We start from the raw sequence: 24,928 nt of genomic DNA, 5'->3' as shown, positions 1-24,928 counted from the left end.
TAGACTTTAAATTTGATGTGTTATATTTCCAAACTGCAAATATACCTCTTTTTATTTAATAATACATCTCTTTTTATAAGAAAAAACGGAGTGTGATGTGTCAATAATAAAGTCACTGACGCTTTTTTTTGATTAAACGCTCATCAAAAAGCGTCCGTGACTTACCATATGGATAGTCTCCTCCCTTCTCATTCCCTGCCTTCCGCATACCTTATGTTGCGCGGATGGTGCTCCAGTATCTCCTGTCTGAGTGTCGTCATGTCCACGTGTGTGTATATCTCCGTTGTCGATATGCTCTCGTGTCCGAGCATCTCCTGTATGGCTCTCAGGTCGGCTCCACCTTTGAGCAGGGCTGTGGCGAATGAGTGGCGCAGGGTGTGCGGCGACACGTTCTTCTCTATTCCGGCGTCCGCGGCGCACCGTCTGATCATTATGAACACCATCGTGCGTGTGAGGTGCGCTCCCCTCCGGTTGAGGAACACATAGTCCTCCTCGCCCGGTTTTATCTTCATCAGGTTACGGTCTAAGAACCACAGCTTCAGTTCCTTCACCGCCTTGGCTGATATGGGCACCAGTCTCTCCTTGCTGCCCTTGCCCTTTATGCGTATGAAATTGTCGTCGGTGAAGAGGTCGGACATCTTCAGCGTGGTCAGTTCCGACACCCGCAGCCCGCACGAGAAGAGCGTTTCTATTATCGCCTTGTTGCGTTGTCCCTCCCATTTCGACAGGTCTATCGACGCCTCCATGCGGTCTATCTCCTCTGTGGTGAGCACTTCCGGCAGATGTTCGCCGAGTGTGGGCCACTCCAGCAGTTCGGAGGGGTCGTCCTCCACATACCCCTCCAGCAGCAGATATCTGAAGAACGAGCGCACCCCGCTCAGTATCCTTGCCTGCGACGACGGACCTATGCCGTATTCGTGGAGCGTCGCTGCGAAGTGGTTCAGATGCCCGCACGTCACGCTTTCGGGCGTCAGTCCCTCCTGCCTCATGTAGCGTTCCAGATGCGCTATGTCGTTGCGGTAAGCCTCTATTGTGTTTGCCGAGTAGTTGCGCTCCAGCTTCAGATAGCGCAGATACCTCCTTACGGTCGCGCTGTCGTGCCTTCTCTGTTTTCCGCTGTCGTTGTCGGATGGTGTCGCGCTCACTTTGTCTTCTTCAGTTTGAAGCCCAGGCTTATGCCGTCATAGCTTTTTATGAGCGAGTTGATGGTCGATGCCGTCGAGTTCACCTGTGCCGCCATGTTCGTCACGGTCTTCAGTCCGTCCATCAGCTTCTCCGATTCGAAGAGCAGTGTCATGTGGTCTCCGCTCACGTTCACGTGAGTCTTCAGCGACAGTCCGAGCCGTGTCTTCATTGTGAGCGTCTTGTTCTTCGTGTCGAGCGAGTATGTTCCCGCCGTCTCCCTGCCGTTTATGGTCGAGGTGTATGTGCTGTCGGCGCTGAATGTGATGCTTATCTTGTCCAGTCCCACCTTCTTGTACACTGTGCCCAGCTTGTCGCTCACCTTCGCGTTTGCGGCTGCGCTGCCCAGTTTCGCCAGCACGTTGTCGCTCTCGAGCTTCATCTGCGGGCTGTCGTAGGTCCATGTTCCGGTAATCGACTCAACGGTTGTCGACTTGCCGGTTATCTGTTCAGCCACGTTGCTTATGCCGTTGAGTAAGTCCTTCAGTCCCTGAGCCTGTGCGCCCATGCAGCAAAAGCATGCCAGCATTGCCATGAGCATAAGTCTTGTTTTCTTCATTTTAATCTTTTCTTTTTGTTATGCGCGGCAAAAGTACTCAATATTTTCGTTATATAATAATGTATATGTCATATTTTATATTTGTTTATCCTGAGAAGCCCTCCGTACTCCGGCGTTGTAGCGTGCGCGCGGTGGTGCGGTGGCGTTGCGGCTGGGTCTTTTTCCAGTGTCCGCACAATGCCGTCGTCACAAGGCTTATTCCGTCCTCTGACAGTGTTTTTGCATATTTATACATCAAAAGCGTATATGCCGTGCTCCCTACTTCCTCCCAACCCCGCGAGAGTGCCTCCGGTGCGCGCCAGACGTGTTCCGCCGCGCTGTGCGTCCGTATTTTGGTGTTTGCGCAAGTCTTTGTATGTCAGACGTTTGCGCCATGTTGCCGTCCGGATGCGCCTTTTCCGTCATGCGAAAGAGGCTTTATGACAATGCGAAAGAGCCTCTTCCGCATCTTCGTTCCGCCTTTTCCGTGGCGTCATACAGCCTTTCCGGGCACGCCATAAAGCCTCTTCCGTCTCTCCTTATGACCGTCGGCAGGTCTCGGGAGACGTTTTCCGGCTGCCGGAAAGGCTTTTCCGCGTGTTCCGCTTTTCTCTTTCGCGATTTTCCGTTGTCAAAATTTTTTACCGCCGTTTGATGCATATTTATGCGTTTATACGGTTTCCCTCCCATGTCATGCGGTGCTCTCCTTCCGTCCTGCGGAGGGGCGGAGACGAGGAGGGATGCTCTGTTGCGATGTAAAAGAAAGTTAAAACGACATCACCGGAAAGTTTTATTTATAAAATAGTTTGGTTTATATTGTAAACTTATTTATATTTGCATTGTGAACATCCGGTCATTCCCCGGACACACGTCCCGCTCCTTTTACGCGGGTGTCAGGCAGGAGGCGTTCCGGCTGTCCGCACATTCAATGCGACATACAGTATTAACCATCTAAACAGGAAAAGATTATGGACGGAACAGAAAAAACTCGTGATGTCAGTCAGAACATCACATCGGATGCGGCAGACGCCGGATACCGTCTGGAGCTGATAAAAGAGTTGATAGACAAGAGCCGCCGCGACGTGGAGCGGTATACTGGCAGGGTGATGCTTCTCTGGGGCGTGCTGGTGTTTGTCACAGCCCTTGTCGTTGGTCATCTGTGGCAGCACACGGGCAACGCCTCGTGGAATCTGCTGTGGATATTCATGGCTGTAGTGGGCATAGCCACCGCTTCTGTCATGACGCGAGTGCGCGGAGTGACTCCCCGTTCGTTCGTCAGCAAGGTGACAGGCTTTGTGTGGGCTGCGTTCGGAGGGTCATGCTTTGTGGTGTGGATATTGGGTGTCGTGGCGGCGAACCTCGGTCTGTGTCCCCTGCCGGTCACTCCCGTAATCATCCTCCTCATGGGTTTTGCAGGAGTGGTCACGGGATACATCATTGACAATCGTCTCATTATGGGCGGTGCGACGGGCGGTGCCGTGGTGTGCGCGTCTTATGCCCTGATTTATGCCGGCCCTTATGAGATGATAGCCATGGCTCTTGCTGTGCTGTGCGAGCTGGTCATTCCGGGCTTCTTCATCTGTCTGCGCCATCGCCGCAAGGCGTGACCCACGTGCCGTCGCGGCGGTTGTGGGGCCGAGACTCACAGGTCTCCGCCGGCTGATATTGATAATATGAAACCGAAGAAACAAAGTTTATGGAAAACAAGAATATGACGGAGCAGGAGAGTCTCCGTGTGATAACCGACATGATAAACCGCGCCCGCAAGGAGAACATCGGCCGGTTCAATTTCCTTACCGTCTATGGAGCGCTCGCCTTTGTGATGAGCCTCGTGGTCAAGTTTGTTGAGCCCGGTCCGTGGATGTGGGCATGGATGGCCGTGCCGGTGGTGAGTCTGGCTGTGCCTTTCGTGCTCTATAGAATGTGGACATGGCGCGGCATGTTCTTCAGCCGCATACTCCGCAACGGCTTTCTGCTCTTCGCCTTCATGGGACTTGTGGCAGCCTATTATTCGCTCAAGGGGAATATGAATCTCACCATCGTCATGATGGTGGCTCCGCCTGCCTGCGCCATGCTGTTGCTGTGCGGCCTGCTGCGCTCTTCCGGCCTGCTCGTTATAGGCGGCTGGGGCATCGTCATCATTGTGAATGCCGTTTTCTCCGACAGGCCTTTCTTCTCCGGCATCGGACTGCACAGTTCGCTTTATTACATATTTTTCTATCTGTTCTGTGTGCTCGAGGGCTTGTCTATCGACCGCGAGCGTAAAACCGAATGACGTATGGGCAGCAGGTTCAAACCGCTCAACCCCTTGCTCCACAGTGAGCTGAGGCTCGCCGTGATGTCGCTGCTCGTCAGTGTGGACGAGGCTGACTTCGTTTGGCTGCGCACTCAGACCGGAGCCACGGCTGGCAACCTGAGCGTGCAGATAGACAAACTGGCTGCAGCGGGCTATGTGGAGGTGGAGAAGGGCTTCAGCGGGAAGCGTCCGCGCACCACATGCCGCATAACCCCGCAGGGACTCCAGGCGTTCTCCGACTATGTGGAGGCACTGAAGGAATATATCGTGAAATGAGAACTTACAAACTATAAGATTTTTATGAGACAGAAAAACACAAAGAGATTCCTTGCCGCCGCGCTCCTTGCGGTGGCTGTAATGACTGCCGTTCCGGCGCGCGCGGCTGAGCAATACCGTGCCGAAGTGGGCAAGGACTCGCTCCTGCAGAAGGCACTGGCGTGGCTGGTGGACGACGGCTGGTTCGTGGAGAGCGTCGACTCGCCGTCCGGGTTTGTCAAAGCCAAGAAGTATGAGAACAGCAACACGCTGCTGAGCGTCACCACAGCGGTGCGCACCGAGGTGAGTGTCATCATCCGTCCGGAGGGCGACACCGCGTCCACATTCGTCGTTCAGGCTTACGTCACCACCGAGGCTCTGAAGAAGATACTTGCCAAAGAGGGACTGAGCGACGACAGTGAGCTGTGCCGCAAGATAGCCGACGGCATCAAGGCACAGAAGTAAGGCGCTGCGGTTTACGTTTTTTTAACTGCCGGCTGTGAGTGACGAAGTCATAAAATATATAGATTTGCAATCTAAGTGAGAGTGAATCGGATGTATAATTGTTTTTAGTTTTATGACAATATGAATGTAAGACTGTTTCTCATGGCAGCCGTATTGGTGTTGTTCACGGCGTGCGGCACGCTGAAGTCCGGCAGCCGTTTCAGTACGGAGAAGGTGGAGTTGGGCATAAGCGAGGACGAGTTCGTGAAGCGTTATGGCAAGCCTCTCGCCCGTGAGGCCCAGAGTATAGAGAATAACCGCAGGGTGGACAAGCTGCTTTATATAGAAGCCGTTTTCAGAGATCAGTGGGTATCTGTCACCACGGAGTTCACCTTCATCGACTCGAAGCTGGTGAAACAGGAGGTGGTCAAGACCGAACTGATGTATAAACATGGCAACGATGACGATTGATGGTGTCGCGGCCGGACGGTCTGTCCGGCGTGTATGCGGCACATAAGAGTGTCGGTCGTCAGCCGTATAATCGCCACATGATATACAAAAGAAAAACGGCGGGAAAGTCATCGCTTTCCCGCCGTCAGTTTATTCTGTGAAATTGCCTTTGTCGTCTATATATCCTTCCGTGCCGCCCTTGCGCGCCTCGAAGTACGGAGGGTCGTCGCGCAGCGATATGTCGTCGTAGAGGAAGTCGGCTACGACGGTGTCCTTGCCGTCGGGAAGGATAAGTCCCATCTTGCCGTCCTTCTGCGCTATCACCGGCATTATGCTCAGGTCGTCGCGGTAGACGTAGCATGTGCGCAGGAAGTCGTACTGCGGACTGATGAGCACATTGCCCTTGCAGTCCTTCATGCCGAACTTGCCGTCCTGCTCGAATATCTCGTGATACTGCATGTATTTCGCCTTGATGCGGTTCAGATAGTACACCGCCTTGCGCTTGTCGTTCACCATCCGCAGCAGATAGGCGAACGTGTCGCAGTAGTTCGCCATCGCTCTTGCGAGCACAATCTTGAAGTCAAGACCGCTCAGCACCTTACGGTTGAGGTCTATGTAGCGCGCTATCGCCTGCTCCTTCTCGGGCACCGACATGCGGGATATGCGCTCCTCAAACATCAGCATGGCGTGTTTAGTGCCCGACATAGCCTTGATGTAGCGGTGTATCTGGCGTGCCATCTCGTCGCATACAAACTTGTCTATCCGCTCTTCCTCTATCGGATCGACATAGGTAGATTCGAAATTGTCAGGTGTTATCTTATCGTTCATAGCTTTGGTTTTCGTTTGGCTCAAAGTTACGACAATTTGCCGAAACATCCAAGACTGTGTTGTCATTTTTCGATAAAAATGTTTCGCCGGTGGTGTTACATTGCTGTTAAACGGACGAAAAAACATATTTCAGGGGTTGTTTTTCATGTATTTTATTACTAAATTTGCGCTGTAAAGGCGGTGTCGCAGGTGTGACGGAGCACCTTACGGGGCTTTTCTTCTCCGCATCCGCATTCCGCCGCCTTGCGCTTACGGCTCCGCACCGGTGTCTTTCCGGCGGTGCCGGCATAATGAAAATATATTTTGCGATAACGATATGAGGAAGTTTATTTTGACCGCAGCGGCTTTGTTCGTGATGGCGGTGACGGCGTTTGCCGAAGGGCGCGCCAAGTATGTGTTCTATTTCATAGGCGACGGCATGGGCGTCAACCAGGTTAACGGCACCGAGACCTATCTCGCAGCCGTCGAAGGATTCATCGGCACCGTGCCGTTGCAGTTCGCGCAGTTCCCTTACACGGGCTTTGTCACGACATTCTCCGGCACAAACGGGGTCACCGACTCAGCCGCCGCAGGCACCGCGCTTGCCACAGGCAACAAGACGAAAAACGGTGTGATAGGCATGCTCGCCGACCAGAACACGGTGGTGAACAGTATCGCCGTGTGGGCGAAAGAGGCTGGAGCGGCTGTAGGTGTGGGCACAAGCGTGACGGTGAACCATGCCACACCGGCATCGTTCTACGCTCACCGTCCCGACCGAAACATGTATTATGAGATAGGAAAGGACCTCATCACAGCCGGATTCGACTTCTATGCGGGCAGCGACTTCGCCAGTCCGGAGAACAAGAACGACGCCACCGCCACCGGCTCGCTCTACGACCAGTGTGCCGCAGCGGGCTATACCATTGCGCGGGGGTATAAGGATTTCCGTAAGAAACTGAAAAACGCTGACCGCATAATCCTCTTCCAGCAGGAGAAGGACAATGCCGGCGACCGCTCCTCTCTGGCTTACGCCATCGACCGCTCGGGCTCCGACATGACTCTGCAGGAGGTCACCAGAGCCGGTATAAGCGCGCTGACGAAACAGAACAAGGACGGTTTCTTCCTCATGATAGAGGGCGGAAAGATTGACTATGCGTGCCATGCCAACGACGCGGCGGCGGCATTCAGGGAGACACAGGACTTCGACCGCGCCATCAGCGTTGCCTATGAGTTCTACGAGCAGCACCCTGACGAGACGCTCATCGTCGTCACGGCAGACCACGAGACGGGCGGCATTGTGCTCGGACGCGGCAAGTACGAGCTACACACCGACCTGCTCAAATATCAGAAAATGAGCGCGGAGAGATATTCAAAACATCTTGAGCAGCTGTATAAGAAGTACGGGAAGAAACTCACATGGGAACAGGTGGAGAAAGACCTGAAGGCAAACTGGGGCTTCTGGGACAAGGTAGAGCTTACCGACCATCAGACCGACAGGCTCAAGAAGGCATACCGCAACCTCACCGAAGGGCACGACCAGGAGAGCAAGAACCTCTATGCCACGCTCAATGGAATATCCGACGCGGCACGGCGCACCATGGCTGAGGCTGCGATGGTGGGATGGCAGAGTGGCGGACACTCCAACGGCTATGTGCCGGTATTTGCCGTCGGTGCCGGAGCGGAGGCTTTCACAGGCAGGATAGACAACACTACCATAGCCGGAAAGATAGCCGTCGCCGCCGGTTGGGACAAGAAATAAGCATGCGGTGAAATGCTGTGGAGACAGCGTAACAGCCTTACCCGAAACAATGCGGCGGGCTGACTGGAAAACCATATGCGCCGTGCCGGAGAACAGGACATCAATACCTGCCGGCACGGCGTTTTGCATTCTCCACATTGCAAAGCCCGCAATAAGCTCTCACACTTCGTTTTTTTTAACTTCATAAAACGAAAAAATAACCACCGCAAGTGCCTTTATTTTAATAATTGGTATTAACTTTGCATGTGAATAATTATTCTTCAATATAAAAATACGATTATGGTAATAGAAAAAGTTCATGCAAGAGAGATCCTCGACTCAAGAGGAAATCCTACTGTAGAGGTTGAAGTGACCCTCGACAATGGTGTTATGGGCCGTGCGGCTGTTCCTTCTGGAGCATCTACCGGTGAGAACGAAGCACTCGAACTTCGCGACGGTGACAAGAGCCGTTACTGCGGAAAGGGCGTTCAGAAGGCTGTTGACAATGTCAACAACATCATCGCTCCCGCGCTCAAAGGTGATTGCGTGTTCAATCAGCGTGCTATCGACATGAAGATGCTTGAGCTCGACGGTACCCCGACAAAGAGCAACCTCGGTGCCAACGCCATCCTCGGCGTATCTCTGGCAACGGCACAAGCTGCCGCTAAAGCACTGAACATGCCACTCTATCGCTATATCGGCGGATGCAACGCTTACACTATGCCGGTTCCTATGATGAACATTATCAACGGTGGAGCACACTCTGACGCTCCCATCGCTTTCCAGGAGTTCATGATCCGTCCGGTAGGTGCTCCGTCCATCAAGGAGTCTATCCGCATGGGCGCCGAGGTGTTCCACGCTCTGGCAAAACTGCTCAAGGGCCGCGGACTTTCTACAGCTGTGGGTGACGAAGGTGGCTTCGCTCCTAACTTCGACGGCATTGAGGACGCTCTCGACAGCATCATACAGGCTATCAAGGACGCTGGCTACGAGCCGGGCAAGGACGTTAAGATCGCCATGGACTGCGCTGCCAGCGAGTTCGCTGTATGCGAGAACGGCGAGTGGTTCTATGACTACAGCCAGCTGAAGAACGGCAAGAAGAAGGATCCTAACGGCAAGAAGCTCACCGCTGCAGAGCAGATCAAGTATCTCGAGGAGCTCATCACAAAATATCCTATCGACTCTATCGAGGACGGTCTCGACGAGAACGACTGGGAGAACTGGGTGAAACTGACAGCCGCTATAGGCGACCGCTGCCAGCTCGTTGGTGACGACCTGTTCGTTACAAACGTGAAGTTCCTCCAGAAAGGTATACAGATGGGTGCGGCAAACTCTATCCTCATCAAGGTCAACCAGATTGGTTCGCTCACAGAGACTCTCGATGCCATCGAGATGGCTCACCGTCATGGCTACACAACTGTAACCTCTCACCGCTCCGGAGAGACCGAGGACACAACGATAGCCGACATCGCCGTGGCTACAAACTCAGGTCAGATAAAGACCGGTTCGATGAGCCGCACAGACCGTATGGCTAAGTACAACCAGCTTATCCGCATCGAAGAGGAACTCGCCGGTGTGTCTAAGTACGGTTACACCAAACTGAAATAACTTTTTTCAATTTTAATTTTGCTCATGAGATTGGCAGTCTTCGGACTGCCTTTCTTTGTTTTGTCCCTGTCCGTAGGCAACATTCATATGTCGTGATTTGTGATTGTCACCGTGCGATAAGGATTATTCGCGGAGCGGACGTATGCTGTTCCGGACGTGGTGGAACGATATGGCGTGCCCGTATGCGATGCCTTCCGCCACGCGCTTCAGGTTGTGGATGATGACGGGAGCGTTATTGCATATTTATACGGAAACCGATGTCGCGTTTGCATGAATATTCACCGTCAACTCCAAATTAAGGCGTTTTTCGGGTGCGTAAGCCATTGTGGCGGCAAATACGCGATTCTCAGAGACTTTATTTATTATATTGTAAATCAGTTGTTTGCGCTGTTCCGCGCTCTGATGCGCATTCTTCCGGTCGGCGGGAAAGGCTCTTTGGCGTTGCGGAAAAGGCTCTTCCGTGTGGCTGAACGTGCTTTTCCGCGCTGCGGAACAGTGTCTTCTGCTGTGCGGGAAAGGCTTTTCTGTGTCGTCCGGATGGTGTAAAGGCGTTGGCGGAGGGTCGTGGAGGTGGCGGAAAAGGCTTTTTCGTGTGTGGCGGAACGCCGGATGTCACGCTCCGCTTTTCTCTTTCATGAAAAACAATTGTCAATATTTTTTACTCCGATAATTGCATGAATATGCATTTTCATGGTTTTTATTAAGTAGATGTATCAAATTGACCGCCGTCATATTGTGTCCGGGTCAATCGTGTGTTTTTATGTGTTCTACTGGTGGGTGAAGCCGAGCGACATCACGCTGACGCTCACTCCGCCTGCCCTCATCAGCTCCCTGCCGCACGCGCAAACGGTGGAGCCGGTGGTCACCACGTCGTCCACAATGAGCACGTGGCGTCCTGCCACCCTGTCGGGGCGCGTCAGCCGGAAAGCCCCCTCGACGTTCTCCACGCGCTGAAGGTCGGTCTTTCTTGTCTGGCTTTCGGTGTCGCGTATGCGTTCCACTACTCCTGTGGCTACCGGCAGACCCGTCACGGCTGCCACGCCGCGCGCTATCTCCTCGCTCTGGTTGTAGCCCCGGCGCGCCAGTTTCTCCTTTGCCAGCGGCACGGGGACAATCATGCTTATGCCTTCGAAGAATCCTGCGCCGTTCAGCTCGCGTGCCGCCGCCATGCCCATCTGCCGTCCCTGTTCGGGGCGTCCGCCGTACTTCAGGTTGTAAATCACCGCGCTCACCTCCGAATGTGGCTGATACATCCACATGGCGGCGGCTCTCACCACTGCTATCCTCGCCCAGAAGAGGCGAGCCATCTCGTTGCCTGTCAGGTCGGAAAGGTGTCCGGTGCGCGGCAGGCGCATGTCGCAGCGCGCGCAGATGGTGTCCTCGTCTGCCGACATACGTCCTCCGCATATGGCGCAGAGACGCGGGGCGATGATGTCGGTGAGACAGCGTAAAAGTCTAAAAAAAGTCCTCATCGCTTCCGTCAGCGTCGGGGCAGGCGTCCGTGTCGAGACACATGCGTATGATGTTCATCCCGTATCCTCGCGAGAGGGCGTATTTTATGAGCTTCGCGTTCAGCTCGTAGTCGCTCCGTGCCTTTGTGTTGCGCCGCTTCGCCTCGAGCATCGGGCGCAGAGCTTCGGCATACTCGCTGTCGCTGATGCTGTCGAGCACGGGCGCGTAGATGTCGCGGCTGACCCCTTTCCTGTAGAGAGCCGTCTCTATCTTGCGGCGTCCCCATTTGTCGAACTCCATCTTGTCGTGCACGAACGAGCGGCAGAACCGCGCGTCGTCCACATATCCCGCGCTTCTCAGACGTTCAGCCACGCGCGTCCGCGCCCCGTCGTCCATCTGCCATGAGCGCATCTTCGCGTCCACCTCTCCTGAGGAGTGCTCGGCTTTGGAGCACATTGCCGCCAGCCTGCGCAGAGCCTGTTCCTCGGTCATATTCTTCAGTTGTGCCATTGTGTGTGATGTTTTTCTTTTCCGGTCATGCCGTCACCGGTCCGCTGTCCTGCCTTTGTGCGGCGGCGAAGCGGCGTCGTCCGAAAATGTCGTCATATGTTTCCGTGCCCTCAAAGCCCTCTTCCGCCATCATCGCCGTCATGTCTCCGTCATACAGAGGGTTTATCTCGAAGAGCAGCCATCCGCCGTCTCTGAGCGCGCGCCGTGCGTAGCGGGCTATCGAACGGTAGAACATGAGCGGGTCGTCGTCGGGCACGAAGAGCGCGGTGGCAGGTTCGTGGTCGAGCACGTTGCGGCTCATCTCCGCGCGTTCCTTCATGCATATGTATGGCGGATTGCTCACCACGAAGTCCCACAGAGCCTCGTCCTCAGGCGGGCGGAGCGCGTCCTGCCTCACAAAGCGCACGCGGGCTCCGAGCGTGGCGGCGTTCTCCTCAGCCGTGGCAAGTGCCTCCTCCGATATGTCCCATGCCGTGACGTCGGCTCCCGCCATGTCGAGCGCAGCTGTTATCGCTATGCATCCGCTTCCCGTCCCTATGTCGAGTATGCGCGGCGCGGGCTTTTCCCTGCTGCCAAGACTGTGCATGAGCTGTATCAGCCCTTCTGTCTCGGGGCGCGGAATGAGCACTCCCGGACGCACGGCGAATGTCCGTCCGCAGAACGTCTCGCAGCCCAGAACATACTGCACGGGCTCGTTTTGCAGCAGGCGGGCAGCAATTTTTTTCATTTCGTTGTGTGTTTCTTCTGATAATTGTTTATCTTTGCCTATACAAATGTCGGTCATGTCAAGACCGAAACGCTGCTCGAAGACCAGCCGCGCGACGCTTTTCGCCTCGCGCTCGCCGCAGACCGGGGTGAGAGTGTTCCATAGTTCTCTGTACGTCATGATGTCTTTGAGGGTGGTATTTTATGTTTTGATGTGGTTTTATCCGGCTACTACGGCATCATGATGATGCTCAGACGCCTGTCAGGGCGTGCTCGTCCGCCGTTTGCCGGAACAAAGATACTTAATAATTTTGATATGAACCAGAGCACGACAGACGAAATGTACATGCGCCGCTGCCTTCAGCTTGCAGCCTGCGGACGCCGCAACGCCAGCCCCAATCCTATGGTGGGGGCGGTGATAGTTGCCCGCGGACGCATCATAGGTGAGGGCTACCACGTGCGCTGCGGAGAGGGTCATGCCGAGGTGAACGCCTTCGCCTCGGTCGCGCCTGACGACGAACGGCTGCTGCCGGAAGCCACCATGTATGTCAGTCTGGAACCGTGTGCCCACTACGGCAAGACTCCGCCGTGTGCCGACCTCATTGTGAGGAAGGGCGTGCGTCGCGTGGTGGTTGGTTGCGTGGACACATTCGCGAAGGTGAGCGGGCGCGGTATAGAAAAGCTGCGCGCCTCGGGCATAGACGTCACGGTGGGCGTTCTGGAGAGCGAGTGCCGCAGTCTCAACCGAGTGTTCTTCACGTTCAACAGTCTGAGACGTCCTTTCGTCACCCTGAAGTGGGCGCAGTCGGCTGACGGATACATCGACGACCGCTTCCGTCCGATGGCTTTCTCCACACCTTTCACGCGCATGCTGGTGCACAAGCTTCGCGCACGCCACGACGCCATACTCATAGGCAGCGTCACCGACAGGCGCGACAACGCGCGGCTCAACGTGCGCCACTGGGCGGGCAAAGACCCTCTGCGGATAGTCATCGACCGCGAACGCCCGTTCTTTCCGGGGCTCGACTTCAGCCGTCCTGTTGTTCCGCAGCTGCTCGAAGAGCTTTGGCGGCGCGGCGTGCAGTCGGTTTTAGTGGAGGGAGGAGCGTTCACCCACGGCACGTTCATCGCATCAGGGATGTGGGACGAGATACGTGTGGAGACGGCACCCATCGCGACCGGCGGCGGGACAAAGGCTCCGCAGCTGCCCTCAGACATAGTCGTGACAGGCGCGGAGACATACGGTGCCAACACGATAATCACCTATGGACACGCACGGCATGACAACATTTAACGCAATTGTCATATGTATTGAATGCCGGTGTAACCGGGAATGAATAATTTTACATTGTGTAAGAGGAAACAACAACCATAACACGACAATCTATGAGAATTCTCTTCATCGTACAGGGCGAGGGCCGCGGACATCTCACGCAGGCAATGACAATGGAGGCAATGCTCCGTCGCAACGGTCATGAGGTGGTGGAGGTGCTTGTGGGAAAGAGCGGGGCGCGCAGTCTGCCCGACTTCTTCAGCCGCAGCATGGACACTCCGATAAGGCTGTTCGACAGTCCCAACTTCCTCCCCACGCCCTCAAACAAGCGCAGCAACCTCACGCGCAGCGTGGCATACAACATCTTCAAGACTCCGACTTACATGAAGAGCATTCTCTTTATACGCAGCCGGATAATACAGACAAAGGCAGACCTCGTGGTGAACTTCTACGAGCTGCTCACCGGACTCACCTATCTTCTGTTCCGTCCGCAGGTCCCGCAGGTGAGCATAGGACATCAGTATCTTTTCCTGCACAGCGGTTTCGAGTTTCCGAAGGGAAGCCCGGTGAGCCTCTTCTTCCTGCGTATGTTCACGCGCATCACGTGTATAGGCGCGCAGGACAAGCTCGCCCTGTCGTTCAGAAGCATGGCGGACGACAGCCGGAAGGGCGTGAGCGTGGTGCCGCCGCTGCTCCGCCGCGAGGTGCTCGACACCCGACCGTCTGACGGTGACTATATTCACGGTTACATGGTCAATGCGGGTTACGGTGAGAGCATAGCGCGGTGGCACCGCGACAATCCCGGTGTGCCGCTCAATTTCTTCTGGGACAGGAAGGGCGTTGACAAGGTATATAAGGTCGACTCCACCCTTACGTTCAACCAGATAGACGACAAGGCGTTCCTCAAGTCGCTCGCGGGATGCCGCGCCTACGCCACTACGGCAGGGTTTGAGTCGGTGTGCGAGGCGATGTATCTGGGCAAACCGATACTCATGGTGCCCGCGCACATCGAGCAGGACTGCAACGCCCACGACGCGAGCCGTTGCGGGGCAGGCATCGTGAGCACGGATTTCGACCTCGGACGTCTGCTCGACTTCACGTCAGAATATACTCCCGACCCCGATTTCCGCAGCTGGGTAGACTGCTGTGCGGTGCGCATCATGTCGCGCATAGAGCGTGCGGCGGCTTCCGTGCCTGAGCATCACATGTCGCTGTCGTTCCTCTTCTCGCTGCTACCGTCGCGTTTCGCAGGAGTGTGAAAGCCCCCTTATGCGTGATAAGGAGGCTTTCTGTATAGTATAAGAATCATATTGTCTCTCTATAAGAAGAGTATTGTCTTCCTATAAGAAGCATACCGTTGCCCTATAAGGAATATATCCGTCACGTACTGGAAATACGCTTGCTCGTTATAAAAAATATATTTATTCCTTATAAGGAGTATATACTCCCAGCTCGGCAATCTTTACTGTGCCGTCGTGGCGGGTCACTGTCACCTTCACGGCATCGGCTTTCACCGGAGCGAAACGGTGTATCTTGACACGGCTCAGCGTCTTTGCCTCACCGCTGAAAAGCGTCTTCCACGCTCCGCCTGAGCGGTATTCGAGCGTGTACTCCCGCATCACGCCGCCCTTCTCCTCGGTTATCGTCACCATGTCGATGGTCTTTCCGTCGCCCAGGTCAACGCTCCACCATGGCGTGTTCACCCTCGGATTGGACGTCCATGCGCTCACGAAGTCGTCGTCATTGGCAAAGTCCATGATGCCGTAGTCGTAGCTCCATGACGATTCGGCGGGTCTGTTCTTGGCTATGTTGCGCTCTGTTATGGGCGCGTCACACTCCGGCAGCTCCGCCACTCTGCCGTCGTTCTTCCACATTTTACCCATCTTGCGCAGCTCCTCCAGCGCGTTTTCGTCCATCAGACCGTCGCGGTTGGGAGCCACATTGAGTATGAAGTTGCAGTAAGCCTTGTTGTATGGTATGACGTTTTGGTTTATCATCTCCTCCGCCGGTTTCATTTTGTCGGTGGGGAACGATTCCTTCCAGAACCAGTTCTGCTGCAGAGGGAGGCACGCCAAAGCCGGAAGGCGGTTCTCGGATGTTGATATCTTCTGTCCCGCCCCCTGCTCGTATGACTTTATGTCGGTGTAGAACAGAGCCTCGCGCGGATATTTCGCCGCGTTGAGATCCATCACCAGACACTCCGGCTGAAGCGATTTGATGAAGTGATAAATCTCCGGGAACGGCACGTCATCATAACTTATGCGCGACCACGGAGCGTCCCAGCCGTCTATGATGAGTGCTGTGATGGGTCCGTAGTTGGTGAGCAGCTCCCTCAGCTGTGCCTTTATCATTGCGATTTTGTCGGGAGTTATCATGTTGGGACGCAACCGGTGATGGGTGTCGAGGATGGAGTAATAGAGCATCACCTTCAGTCCCTCCTTGCGGAAGGCGTCGACATACTCGCGCACGACGTCGCGTCTGAGCGGCGAGTTCATCACGTTGTAGTCGGTGGTCTTGGTGTCCCAGATGCAGAAACCGCTGTGGTGCTTGGTCGTGAGACACCCGTAGGACATGTTGGCAGACTTCGCCGCCTTCGCCCATTGGCTGCAATCGAGCTTCGTGGGGTTGAATACCGACGGCGGAAGATCGGGGTCTGGCCAGTCGTCGGGTGCGAAAGTAGGGATGTTGAAGTGTATGAACATGCCGAAACGGAGGTCAGTAAACTCCTGCTGAAGCTGGTGCAGAGACTTCTGTCGGGCTGTCGCTGTGAGTCCGGCGAGAAGGATGAAAAGCGTGATAAACAGTTTTTTACTTGTCATGTCAGGTAAGTTTTTATGTTGGTTTTCAGTTTTTCCGAGTGTGGTACGGCGCGTACGGGCGTGCCGCCGGTGATGTGTGTGCGTGAGGTTTGCCGCGCGTCGTAAGGAGAGACGGTGAGTACGGGCGTCATTTGCGCCCGAAGTCAGCCGGCACCTCTCCCCATTTCTGCGTCTCCCATTTGAGTATAGGTGTGGTGACACGGTGTGTGCGGAGCCAGTTCTCGGCGCGTGCTATTATCTGATAGAGCTGTTCTGTGCGCGGCGTACGCTCCAGCTTGGTCTTGCACTGCTTCTTCTTCACCCACAGTATTGCGTTGTGGCTGTCGGAGTAGATGGCTTTTCCCTTTATGCCGTCGCGCTCCATCAGAGCCAGCGCGTGTACGATGGCGAGAAACTCGCCTATGTTGTTTGTGCCGTGCATTGGTCCGAAGTGGAACACCACCGCACCCGTGGCGAGATCCACGCAACGGTATTCCATCGGTCCGGGATTGCCCGAGCACGCCGCGTCTACAGCCCATGCCTGCGCCGATACCTCCGGAGGGAGGGGCAGGACGGTGTCGTGACGGTAGTCGGGCGGATTGAGCGGTTGGTTGTTCATTGCTTAAGTGTGTGGTGAAAGGTGCGCGCCGGTCAGCCGTGCCGCAGGCAGGCGTAGGGCGGCGCACCCGTATGTGATGTATGCCGGAGCCTTTACATGCGCTCGGGCACCTCTATGCCGAGCAGGTCCATGCCGTTCTTCAGAGTCTTGGCTACGTTTGCCGCGAGCACGAGACGCACAGTTTTTTCGTTCAGGCTGTCTGCGCTGAGTATGCTGTAGTCGTGATAGAACTGGTTGAACTCCTTTGTGAGCTCGTAGCAGTAGTTTGCTATGCCGCTTGGCGAATAGTCCTTTCCCGCCTGCTCCACAGCCGCTCCATACTCGTTCATCTTCTGTATCAGCTCGGTCTCCTTCCGGTTGAGCGGCATGGCAGGGTCAAGGCTGTCGGGCAGGACGATGCCTTCCGCCTGCGCCTTGCGCAGTATGCTGCGTATGCGGGCGTGCGTATACTGTATGAACGGACCCGTGTTGCCGTTGAAGTCGATGCTCTCCTCCGGGTTGAAAAGCATGTTCTTGCGTGCGTCCACCTTCAGTATGAAGTACTTGAGCGCGCCCATTCCGACGATGCGTGCTATCTCGTCGCGCTCCTCCCCGGTCATGTCCTTGAACTTGCCCAGTTCCTCGCTGGTCTGCCGTGCGTCCTTTATCATCTCGGCGATGAGGTCGTCGGCGTCGACCACCGTGCCCTCGCGGCTCTTCATCTTGCCGTTGGGCAGTTCCACCATACCGTATGAGAAGTGCACAAGTTCCTTTCCCCACTTGAACCCGAGACGGTCAAGCAGTATGGAAAGAACCTGAAAATGGTAGTTCTGTTCGTTGCCCACGACATATATCATCTTGTCTATGGGGAAGTCGCGGAAGCGCATGTCCGCCGTGCCTATGTCCTGCGTCATGTACACGCTGGTGCCGTCGGACCGCAACAACAGCTTCTGGTCCAGTCCCTCATCGGTGAGGTCTGCCCATACACTGTTGTCGTCCTTTCTGAAGAAAAGACCCTTTGCGAGTCCCTCTTCCACCTTTGCCTTTCCCTCGAGGTAAGTATCCGATTCGTAGTATATCTTGTCGAAGCCCACTCCGAGAGCCTTATAGGTCTCGTCGAAGCCCGCGTACACCCATGAGTTCATCTTCTGCCACAGCGCGCGCACCTCCTTGTCGCCCTGCTCCCATTTCACGAGCATCGCGTGAGCCTCCTTCATCAGCGGCGCCTCTTCCTTAGCCTTCTTCTCCGCCTCGTCCGGGTCCATACCTTCGGAGACGTATTGCGCCTTGAGCGCGGCTGTCTCCTCGCGGTAGTGTTTGTCGAAAGCCACGTAGTAGTCGCCTATGAGATGGTCGCCCTTCTTGCCGCTTGTCTCGGGCGTCTCACCGTTTCCCCACTTCAGCCATGCAAGCATCGACTTGCAGATGTGTATGCCTCGGTCGTTCACGATGTTTGTCTTCACCACGCGGTTGCCGTTCGCCTCCATTATCTTTGAGAGGCTCCAGCCCAGCAGGTTGTTGCGCACGTGTCCGAGATGCAGCGGTTTGTTGGTGTTGGGCGAGGAGTATTCAATCATCACCAAAGGCGACTTCTCCGTCGCCTTGCGCTCTCCGTAAGCCGGGTCGGCGTTGATGTCGTTGAGCAGGCTTATCCATGCTGCGTTTGAGATGACGATGTTGAGAAATCCCTTCACCACGTTGTATGACGCCACGCAGTCCTCGTTCGCCTTCAGCCATTGTCCTATATCCCCGGCGGTATCCTCCGGTTTCTTGTGCGATATTTTCAGGAACGGGAACACCACGAGTGTGAGGTGTCCCTCGAATTCACGTTTAGTCTTCTGCAGCTGCACCATTTTTTCAGGCACATCCTGTCCGTACAGTTCCTTCACAGCCTTGATGACCGAACTGCATAAAGCTTTTTCGATGTTCATGATTTTATGAAGATGATTGTGGATGCAAAGTTAACACAAACCTCGCAAAAATCAAAATAAAATACAGGCAAACATCTGTGGTGTCAAGGCTTGGTGCTGTCAGGCTCTCCGCTCACGCGGTGTAACCCCACTGTCTGGCGGGTGAAGCTGAGCGGAGACTCCACGTACATCCTGTCTGCGGTGATGTATTCCAGAGTCAGCATGGAGTTGGTGTATATGCTTTTCACCATGCTTATGTCGTCAGCATTGTCAGACAAGGGACTGACTCTTAGTATCAGATAGTCGTAACCGACGTGTGTCAGCTTCCATTCGCCGCCCAGCTCATAGTCGCCAATGAAACAAACACACCCTACTATGCACTGACTATCCAAGTAGAGACGCAAAATCTTGCGTCTCACAAGCAAGTATGCGCTATAGACAAAGGCAAAAATCCACCTGTCGTTGCCATGCCTTTTACTCGGGAGACGCAAGATTTTGCGTCTCTACAGGGCTGACGCCACCATAGTTTTTAATAAAAACGGCATTGGTGCGAATATATTGCGATGATAATGAAGTTTTATATCCGTCATGCGTGACATACAGTCTGAAAATGCCGTTTTGTCAAAATATTTTACCGGCATACGTCTTTTATACTCACCGTTTTGCGCCCGAACGCGTGTCGGAACGCGAATAACGCAGTTTTGAGAAAATGGTATAATTTGTTGATATACAATATGTTGTGATGCGATATGGTAGCGGCGGAGGTGTGGAACGTGCTCTTCCGCGCTGCCAAAGAGGCTTTCCGGCACCACGGAAAAGGCTTTTCCGCCTCATGACAAAGGCTCTCCTGCATGCCGGAAGGGGCTTTTTGCCAGCATGGGAGGCATGAGGACGCGCTCCGGAGGCGGCTTTATGGTGGAAGGGAACGGGGTAGGCGGCGTCGCGCGGCGGTCTCCGGCTCACTGAAGGAGAGACGGGGCGGCAACCGTTTTGTAAATATTTTTTAATGTCGCGGTGTTTTATTTTGACTTTCGGTCTAATTAGTTTAACTTTGCATCCAATAAAGACAATAATTAAAAAACATACATCATGGACACTTTGAAGAAAGACTTCGCGTCGAAACTGCTTAACGTCAAGGCTATAAAGTTACAGCCGAACGACCCCTTCACATGGGCTTCGGGCTGGAAATCACCGTTCTATTGCGACAACCGCAAGACGCTGTCTTATCCCGGACTGCGCAACTTCGTGAAGCTCGAGCTGGTGCACGCCGTCCTCGAACACTTCCCCGAGGCTGAGGCTGTGGCAGGTGTGGCTACGGGAGCGATAGCACAGGGCGCGCTCGTGGCTGACGAGCTGAACCTCCCCTTCGTCTATGTGCGCAGCAAGGCAAAGGACCACGGCATGGGCAACCTCATAGAGGGCGAGCTGGAGAAAGGCTCGAAGGTGGTTGTGGTGGAGGACCTCATCTCCACCGGAGGAAGCAGTCTGAAGGCTGTGGCTGCGCTGCGCGAGGCAGGATATGAGGTTGTGGGCATGGTGGCTTCATACACCTACGGCTTCCCCGTCGCCGCAGAGGCGTTCGCGGAAGCAGGGGTGAGACTGGAGACTCTGACCGACTACGACCACGTGGTGGCTGAGGCTGTGGCTACGGGCTACATCGCCGAGAGCGACGTGGAGGTGCTGGCGGAGTGGCGCAAGAACCCGTCGGAGTGGCGCAAGTGACCGGCTCCGCGCCTGCAAGGCAACAAATGAACATAAAAACACACATATCATGTCGATGACAACATTCGAAAGCAGCATACGCCAGATACTCTTCCCGCAGAAGAAGGTGTATGACATGCTGAGCAACCTCGAGAACATAGAGAGAGTGAAGAACCGCATACCGGAGGACAAGATAAAGGATCTGACCTTCGACAACGACTCGATATCGGTAAGCGTGCCGCCAGCCGGAAACGTGAGGCTGCGCATAGTGGACCGCGAGGAGCCCAAGTGCATCAAGTTCGGAACGGAGTCGAGCCCCGTGCCTTTCAACCTTTGGATACAGATTCTGCCCGTAACGGAAACGTCGTGCAAGATGAAGATAACCATAAAGGCGGAGCTTAACCCCTTCATAAAGGGTATGGTGCAGAAACCGCTGCAACAGGGCATAGAGAAGATTGCCGACGTGTTGCAGGCTATAAACTACGAATAACAACACCACCGGCGGGCATGCCGGAGAAAGAAAGAGGACAGATGGCTACAAAACTTTGGGAAAAGAACTTTGAGGTGAACGCCGAGATAGAACGCTTCACCGTGGGACGCGACCGCGAACTCGACATTTATCTGGCACGCTACGACGTGCTCGGGTCGATGGCGCACATAAAGATGCTACAGTCGATAGGACTCATGGAGAAGGACGAACTGGACGCCCTGCTCGCCGAACTAAGGAATATCTACCGCGACTGCACGGAAGGCAGATTCGTGATAGAGGACGGGGTGGAGGACGTGCACTCACAAGTGGAGCTGCTGCTCACGCGGCGTCTGGGCGACATGGGCAAGAAGATACACAGCGGAAGGTCGCGCAACGACCAGGTGCTCGTTGACCTGAAGCTCTTCATACGCCACGAGCTGCGCGAGATAGCCGACGGGGTGATGACGCTCTTCGGCGAGCTTCAGGAGAAGAGCGGGCAGTTCAAGGACGTCCTTATGCCTGGTTACACCCATCTGCAGATAGCCATGCCCAGCTCGTTCGGGCTGTGGTTCGGAGCCTATGCGGAGTCTCTCGCCGACGACATGCTCTTTCTTCAGGCTGCCTACCGCATGGCAAACCGCAACCCTCTCGGCTCTGCCGCAGGCTACGGCTCGTCGTTTCCGCTCGACAGGGAGATGACGACGCGCCTGCTGGGGTTCGCCTCGATGGACTACAACGTGGTATACGCGCAGATGGGACGCGGCAAGACGGAGCGCAACGTGGCGTTCGCCATGGCGTCGGTGGCAGGCACCCTCGCCAAGATGGCGTTCGACGCATGCCTGTTCAACTGCCAGAACTTCGGCTTCATAAGGCTGCCAAAGGAATGCACTACGGGCAGCAGCATCATGCCGCACAAGAAGAATCCCGACGTGTTCGAGCTGATACGGGCGAAGTGCAACAAGCTTCAGGCTCTGCCGGAGCAGATAACGCTCATCATGAACAACCTGCCAGTGGGATACTTCCGCGACCTTCAGATAATAAAGGAGGTGTTCCTCCCGGCTTTCGGAGAGTTGAAGGACTGTCTGCGGATGGCGGCGTACATCATCAGCAAGATGGAGGTGAACCGCAACATTCTGGACAATCCGATGTACGACCCGATGTTCTCCGTGGAGGAGGTGAACCGCCTCGCCGCCGCGGGAATGCCTTTCCGCGACGCTTACCGCAAGGTGGGCATGGAGATAGAGAACGGAACCTACCGCGCCGACCGCAATATATGCCATACGCACGAGGGCAGCATGGGCAACCTGTGCAATGACCGTATAGCGGAGCTTATGAAGAGTGTGTACGACGGTTTCGGCTTCAGCCGTGCCGAGGAAGCCGAAAAGGAGTTGCTGAAATGAGAAAGGGAGTGACGTCAACAGTGTGTGCCGTGATGATGGCGCTTTTGCCGGCGTCGTGCGGTGACACCATGTCGGAGTACAGCACATATCCGTGCCGATTCGTATTCAACACCGCCACACACGCCCATTCGGCTGCGCTGGGCAGCGCGGTGGGCGGAACGGGCATCTTCTGCAAGGTGACGACGGTGATAAAGGGAGGCGCGCGGCATTACAGGTTCACCACAAACCAGAACATGACAGACGACGTGATATTCACCGCCGAGGATGAGCGCGTGTCGGTGCTCCTTGGCATGAACAACGCCATATGGTTCGGTTACGGCAATCTGGACATCCCTCCGGTGTTCTATGCCTACGACGCCGAGTGCCCCAATTGCTTCAATCCGAACATGGTTCCGGTGAGAAGCCATCCGCTGAGTGTGGCGTCCACAGGCATCGCGACGTGCGGCACGTGTCACCGCGAGTACAACATGAACACCGGCGGAAACATCGTCAAGGGTGACAAAGGCAGTCCGCTGACGCGCTATCACGCCACGTACAGTCCGTCAGGAGTGGTAGCGGTGACCAACTGACGGCGGTTTTTATTTCTTATAACTTACCATGAAAACATGCCGTTAAGGCATCATTTCTTACCGTCCGGACACGGTAAGCCTCGTTCCGGACACTTGTCGCAGCTGTGCCTGTTGCGGTTACGGCTGCGTTTTCCTACCTTTGCATACGGTATATGTGTGCGGACGGGCAATTATGTTATTATCTTTTCTTCACTCCGCATCTTTGTCAGCCGTCATGACACTGCATCTGCAAACGCGGTAGTCAGGCTGTTCACGCAATCGTCTGGCGCGTGCCGGTCCGGCTGTGAGGCGATGGCGGACGGTCGTTTCGGGACAGATAATTTTTCAGACATATAAGATATGACCAGATTTTTTATTCATTTCCTGCTGCTGGCGGTGTGTGCCGCCGCACCGGCTCAGACTCTGAAGGACCTTGAGAAGGCTCACAAGGACAAGATGAAAGAGCTGAAGAAGTCGCTAAAACTCAAACGTGTGGAGATAAGACAGGACCCTGACGGCACGTACTATATGCTCCTCATGTCGAAGAGCAAGCTTGTGGGGCGCGCCGACATGGAGGGAAAGGTCATCCTGCCCGCCGTATACTACAGCATCGTAAAGGACAGGCTGAGCGACGGAAAGGATGTTTTCATCGTGAACAACGGACATGACAGGAACGGCATTGCTGACATGTCAGGCAAGTTCATAGTGCCGACGCAATACTCAAGCTTCCTCTTCTGTGACGCCATAGACAAGGGTGTGGACTATGTGTACGACAATCAGATGGAGCGTACCGGCGACTCTGTGGCTGTATATCATGACGCTGAGCCTGCCGTCATATATGCCAAGGGAACGCCGAGCCGCATATACGACCTGAACGGAACGGTGCTGCGCGACAGCATCATGACCGATAAACGGGTGTATGTTCCGGGATATTTCTTTATCGGGGCGGAAAGAGTGGAAATTGATGATGTGTTTGCGGAAAATTATATATCAGCAGATGACGATGGCAAAAAGGGCTTGCTTTCTCAGTCGGGAAAAGAGATTATACCGTATGGGGCATTAACTGTGAGGATGTTTGCTCCTTATTTCAATGTGGAATCGTTTGTCAAGAAGTATGGTGAGGAATGTAACTGGTGTGTATATTATACTTATGATGCTGGTCTGCTTAAAGAAGGCGGCGTCATGATCGGGCATGACGAGTATTCCGTTCCTCCTGTTTTCAACAGTGTGCGTTTTGATAAGTTCGAAAATAATTGGGAAGTTAAGAAAACGGAAATGAGTGAATATGTGGCTTATACTCCGGAAATGAACTCTGAACCAAGATTCCGCGATAAAGGTGAAGAGTATTATGAGAAGCGTGAGTATGACAAAGTGATTGACTTCTATGCTCATGAAGGTGTGGAAAAACCATGGGCGAAGTTCTTCACTGCATTGTCTTTGTACAATAAAGCAAATGATAATATTGATAATATGAACACTATTTCATATATCATAGAGAAAAAACCTGATTATAGTTTTCTTATTAAAGAATACTCCTTTGACATAGAACTTGCAACAAAACAATTTAATACAACAACGAGTTTGTTGGATTCTTACATACAGGGAGAGGATTCTACTTATCTTGAAAGCGCGGAAGATTATCTCCGATATACGGCAAGTAATCTCGACAGTATTCCAAAATATGTGGCACGTTATGAGGCTGCTATGAAGGTATACCAGCAACGTCAGGCGGCGCAGGCTGCCGAACTGAAACGCCAGCAGGAGCTGAAGCGTCAGCAGAACGCGGCATTCTGGGGCGGAATACTGTCCGCATTTGTGCAGGGTGCGGTGAATGCCGTCACGGGAACGAAGAGTACGGCGAAGACCACACGGTCTGCCTCGACCTACAATATAGGCACCGGAGCGAGCGTGTCGTCATCGTCCGGATCGTCGTCAAAGGACTCGTCAAGGATTGCCGAGTGGCAGTCGCGACGCAACAATGCCGTAAACCAGCTCGCAAAATACAAGGCGCAGCAGGTGAAAGACCCTGACTCGGCTTATCTGAAAAGTGTGATACAGAGCACCGAAGAGGTGATACGCACGTGTGACCAGCGGCTCAGCGAACTGGGCGCGAATTGACATGGCGTGTCGGCAGACGATGTTATATATAATATAATGTGGCTTTGTATATCATAAGTAAAGAATGTGTATATAATGGATAAAGTATGTGTATATATATAATAAGGTGAAATGATGGAGGCATAGGG

General features: G+C 54.3%; 25 protein-coding genes. 14 read left to right on the top strand and 11 right to left on the bottom strand.

What is annotated here, in order from left to right:
- Nucleotides 1-188: 188 nt before the first annotated feature.
- The 3 genes from xerA to BN4609_RS16595 form a co-directional block, all read right to left on the bottom strand.
- Nucleotides 189-1,145 carry a site-specific tyrosine recombinase/integron integrase gene (xerA, locus tag BN4609_RS10890; protein ID WP_068856698.1) on the bottom strand — a complete coding sequence of 319 codons (957 nt, stop codon included), beginning with the start codon at nt 1,143-1,145 and terminating at the stop codon, nt 189-191.
- A complete protein-coding gene (locus tag BN4609_RS10885) occupies nt 1,142-1,741 on the bottom strand; it encodes a DUF4923 family protein (protein ID WP_068856697.1) in 600 nt (199 codons plus the stop codon). The genes xerA and BN4609_RS10885 overlap by 4 nt, the downstream gene beginning before the upstream one ends.
- Nucleotides 1,742-1,826: 85 nt before the next feature.
- On the bottom strand, nt 1,827-1,976 hold the full coding sequence (locus tag BN4609_RS16595; RefSeq protein ID WP_164071654.1) for a hypothetical protein: 150 nt from the start codon (nt 1,974-1,976) through the stop codon (nt 1,827-1,829).
- Between the two features lie 712 nt (nt 1,977-2,688).
- On the opposite strand from BN4609_RS16595, the gene BN4609_RS10875 reads away from it, so the two are divergent.
- The 5 genes from BN4609_RS10875 to BN4609_RS10855 all read left to right on the top strand — a co-directional run bounded on the left by BN4609_RS10875 (nt 2,689) and on the right by BN4609_RS10855 (nt 5,186).
- Nucleotides 2,689-3,327 carry a hypothetical protein gene (locus tag BN4609_RS10875; RefSeq protein ID WP_068856695.1) on the top strand — a complete coding sequence of 213 codons (639 nt, stop codon included), beginning with the start codon at nt 2,689-2,691 and terminating at the stop codon, nt 3,325-3,327.
- Nucleotides 3,328-3,416: 89 nt separating this feature from the next.
- Nucleotides 3,417-3,995 (top strand): hypothetical protein, encoded by a 579-nt coding sequence (locus tag BN4609_RS10870; protein ID WP_068856694.1) that lies wholly within the window; start codon nt 3,417-3,419, stop codon nt 3,993-3,995.
- A 3-nt stretch (nt 3,996-3,998) separates the two neighbouring features.
- Nucleotides 3,999-4,292, top strand: coding sequence for a winged helix-turn-helix domain-containing protein (locus BN4609_RS10865; RefSeq protein WP_068856693.1), 294 nt, complete (start codon nt 3,999-4,001; stop codon nt 4,290-4,292).
- Between the two features lie 24 nt (nt 4,293-4,316).
- Nucleotides 4,317-4,736, top strand: coding sequence for a hypothetical protein (locus BN4609_RS10860; protein WP_068856692.1), 420 nt, complete (start codon nt 4,317-4,319; stop codon nt 4,734-4,736).
- Nucleotides 4,737-4,856: 120 nt separating this feature from the next.
- Nucleotides 4,857-5,186, top strand: a complete 330-nt coding sequence (locus BN4609_RS10855; protein WP_068856691.1) for a hypothetical protein — start codon at nt 4,857-4,859, stop codon at nt 5,184-5,186.
- A gap of 129 nt (nt 5,187-5,315) precedes the next feature.
- Here BN4609_RS10855 and BN4609_RS10850 read toward each other — a convergent pair whose 3' ends face one another.
- On the bottom strand, nt 5,316-5,993 hold the full coding sequence (locus tag BN4609_RS10850; RefSeq protein WP_068856690.1) for a hypothetical protein: 678 nt from the start codon (nt 5,991-5,993) through the stop codon (nt 5,316-5,318).
- 316 nt (nt 5,994-6,309) lie between these two features.
- Between BN4609_RS10850 and BN4609_RS10845 the strand changes: the two genes are divergently transcribed.
- Both BN4609_RS10845 and eno read left to right on the top strand, forming a co-directional pair.
- Nucleotides 6,310-7,731 (top strand): alkaline phosphatase, encoded by a 1,422-nt coding sequence (locus BN4609_RS10845; protein ID WP_206196555.1) that lies wholly within the window; start codon nt 6,310-6,312, stop codon nt 7,729-7,731.
- Nucleotides 7,732-8,010: 279 nt separating this feature from the next.
- Entirely contained in the window at nt 8,011-9,318 is a 1,308-nt protein-coding gene (eno, locus tag BN4609_RS10840; protein ID WP_021994318.1) for a phosphopyruvate hydratase, read from the top strand.
- A gap of 767 nt (nt 9,319-10,085) precedes the next feature.
- Here the strand turns inward: eno and BN4609_RS10830 are convergent.
- Genes BN4609_RS10830 through prmC form a run of 3 tightly spaced genes read right to left on the bottom strand, consistent with a single transcriptional unit; the run spans nt 10,086 to nt 12,166 of the window.
- Nucleotides 10,086-10,790, bottom strand: coding sequence for a ComF family protein (locus tag BN4609_RS10830; protein WP_068856688.1), 705 nt, complete (start codon nt 10,788-10,790; stop codon nt 10,086-10,088).
- Entirely contained in the window at nt 10,774-11,280 is a 507-nt protein-coding gene (locus BN4609_RS10825; RefSeq protein WP_068856687.1) for a regulatory protein RecX, read from the bottom strand. The genes BN4609_RS10830 and BN4609_RS10825 overlap by 17 nt, the downstream gene beginning before the upstream one ends.
- 25 nt (nt 11,281-11,305) lie before the next feature.
- The gene (prmC, locus tag BN4609_RS10820) at nt 11,306-12,166 is read right to left on the bottom strand and encodes a peptide chain release factor N(5)-glutamine methyltransferase (protein ID WP_068856686.1); all 861 of its coding nucleotides are present in this window, start codon (nt 12,164-12,166) and stop codon (nt 11,306-11,308) included.
- 135 nt (nt 12,167-12,301) lie between these two features.
- Here prmC and ribD point away from each other — a divergent pair, with 135 nt between their 5' ends.
- Nucleotides 12,302-13,279: a bifunctional diaminohydroxyphosphoribosylaminopyrimidine deaminase/5-amino-6-(5-phosphoribosylamino)uracil reductase RibD gene (ribD, locus tag BN4609_RS10815; protein ID WP_068856963.1), complete on the top strand. Its 978-nt coding sequence runs from the start codon at nt 12,302-12,304 to the stop codon at nt 13,277-13,279.
- Nucleotides 13,280-13,371: 92 nt separating this feature from the next.
- On the top strand, nt 13,372-14,517 hold the full coding sequence (locus BN4609_RS10810; protein WP_068856685.1) for a glycosyltransferase family protein: 1,146 nt from the start codon (nt 13,372-13,374) through the stop codon (nt 14,515-14,517).
- 162 nt (nt 14,518-14,679) lie between these two features.
- Here BN4609_RS10810 and BN4609_RS10805 read toward each other — a convergent pair whose 3' ends face one another.
- The 4 genes from BN4609_RS10805 to BN4609_RS10790 form a co-directional block, all read right to left on the bottom strand.
- A complete protein-coding gene (locus tag BN4609_RS10805; RefSeq protein ID WP_068856684.1) occupies nt 14,680-16,077 on the bottom strand; it encodes an alpha-L-fucosidase in 1,398 nt (465 codons plus the stop codon).
- Between the two features lie 127 nt (nt 16,078-16,204).
- Complete coding sequence (locus BN4609_RS10800; protein ID WP_068856683.1) at nt 16,205-16,675, bottom strand: RNase H family protein; 471 nt, start codon at nt 16,673-16,675, stop codon at nt 16,205-16,207.
- A 92-nt stretch (nt 16,676-16,767) separates the two neighbouring features.
- The gene (gene argS / locus BN4609_RS10795; RefSeq protein WP_068856682.1) at nt 16,768-18,585 is read right to left on the bottom strand and encodes an arginine--tRNA ligase; all 1,818 of its coding nucleotides are present in this window, start codon (nt 18,583-18,585) and stop codon (nt 16,768-16,770) included.
- A gap of 83 nt (nt 18,586-18,668) precedes the next feature.
- On the bottom strand, nt 18,669-18,983 hold the full coding sequence (locus BN4609_RS10790; protein WP_164071653.1) for a hypothetical protein: 315 nt from the start codon (nt 18,981-18,983) through the stop codon (nt 18,669-18,671).
- A gap of 670 nt (nt 18,984-19,653) precedes the next feature.
- On the opposite strand from BN4609_RS10790, the gene pyrE reads away from it, so the two are divergent.
- The 5 genes from pyrE to BN4609_RS10765 all read left to right on the top strand — a co-directional run bounded on the left by pyrE (nt 19,654) and on the right by BN4609_RS10765 (nt 24,800).
- Entirely contained in the window at nt 19,654-20,286 is a 633-nt protein-coding gene (pyrE, locus tag BN4609_RS10785) for an orotate phosphoribosyltransferase (RefSeq protein WP_021994308.1), read from the top strand.
- 55 nt (nt 20,287-20,341) lie between these two features.
- Nucleotides 20,342-20,755 carry an SRPBCC family protein gene (locus BN4609_RS10780; RefSeq protein ID WP_068856680.1) on the top strand — a complete coding sequence of 138 codons (414 nt, stop codon included), beginning with the start codon at nt 20,342-20,344 and terminating at the stop codon, nt 20,753-20,755.
- 41 nt (nt 20,756-20,796) lie between these two features.
- Nucleotides 20,797-22,134 (top strand): argininosuccinate lyase, encoded by a 1,338-nt coding sequence (argH, locus tag BN4609_RS10775; protein WP_068856962.1) that lies wholly within the window; start codon nt 20,797-20,799, stop codon nt 22,132-22,134.
- The gene (locus BN4609_RS10770) at nt 22,131-22,703 is read left to right on the top strand and encodes a hypothetical protein (RefSeq protein ID WP_068856679.1); all 573 of its coding nucleotides are present in this window, start codon (nt 22,131-22,133) and stop codon (nt 22,701-22,703) included. The genes argH and BN4609_RS10770 overlap by 4 nt, the downstream gene beginning before the upstream one ends.
- Before the next feature lie 339 nt (nt 22,704-23,042).
- Nucleotides 23,043-24,800: a hypothetical protein gene (locus BN4609_RS10765; protein WP_068856678.1), complete on the top strand. Its 1,758-nt coding sequence runs from the start codon at nt 23,043-23,045 to the stop codon at nt 24,798-24,800.
- Nucleotides 24,801-24,928: the final 128 nt, after the last annotated feature.

The organism is Leyella lascolaii (genome assembly GCF_900079775.1).
In the GTDB taxonomy this organism is placed as follows: Bacteria; Bacteroidota; Bacteroidia; order Bacteroidales; family Bacteroidaceae; genus Prevotella; species Prevotella lascolaii.
This window is presented reverse-complemented; position numbering and strand designations above follow the sequence as displayed.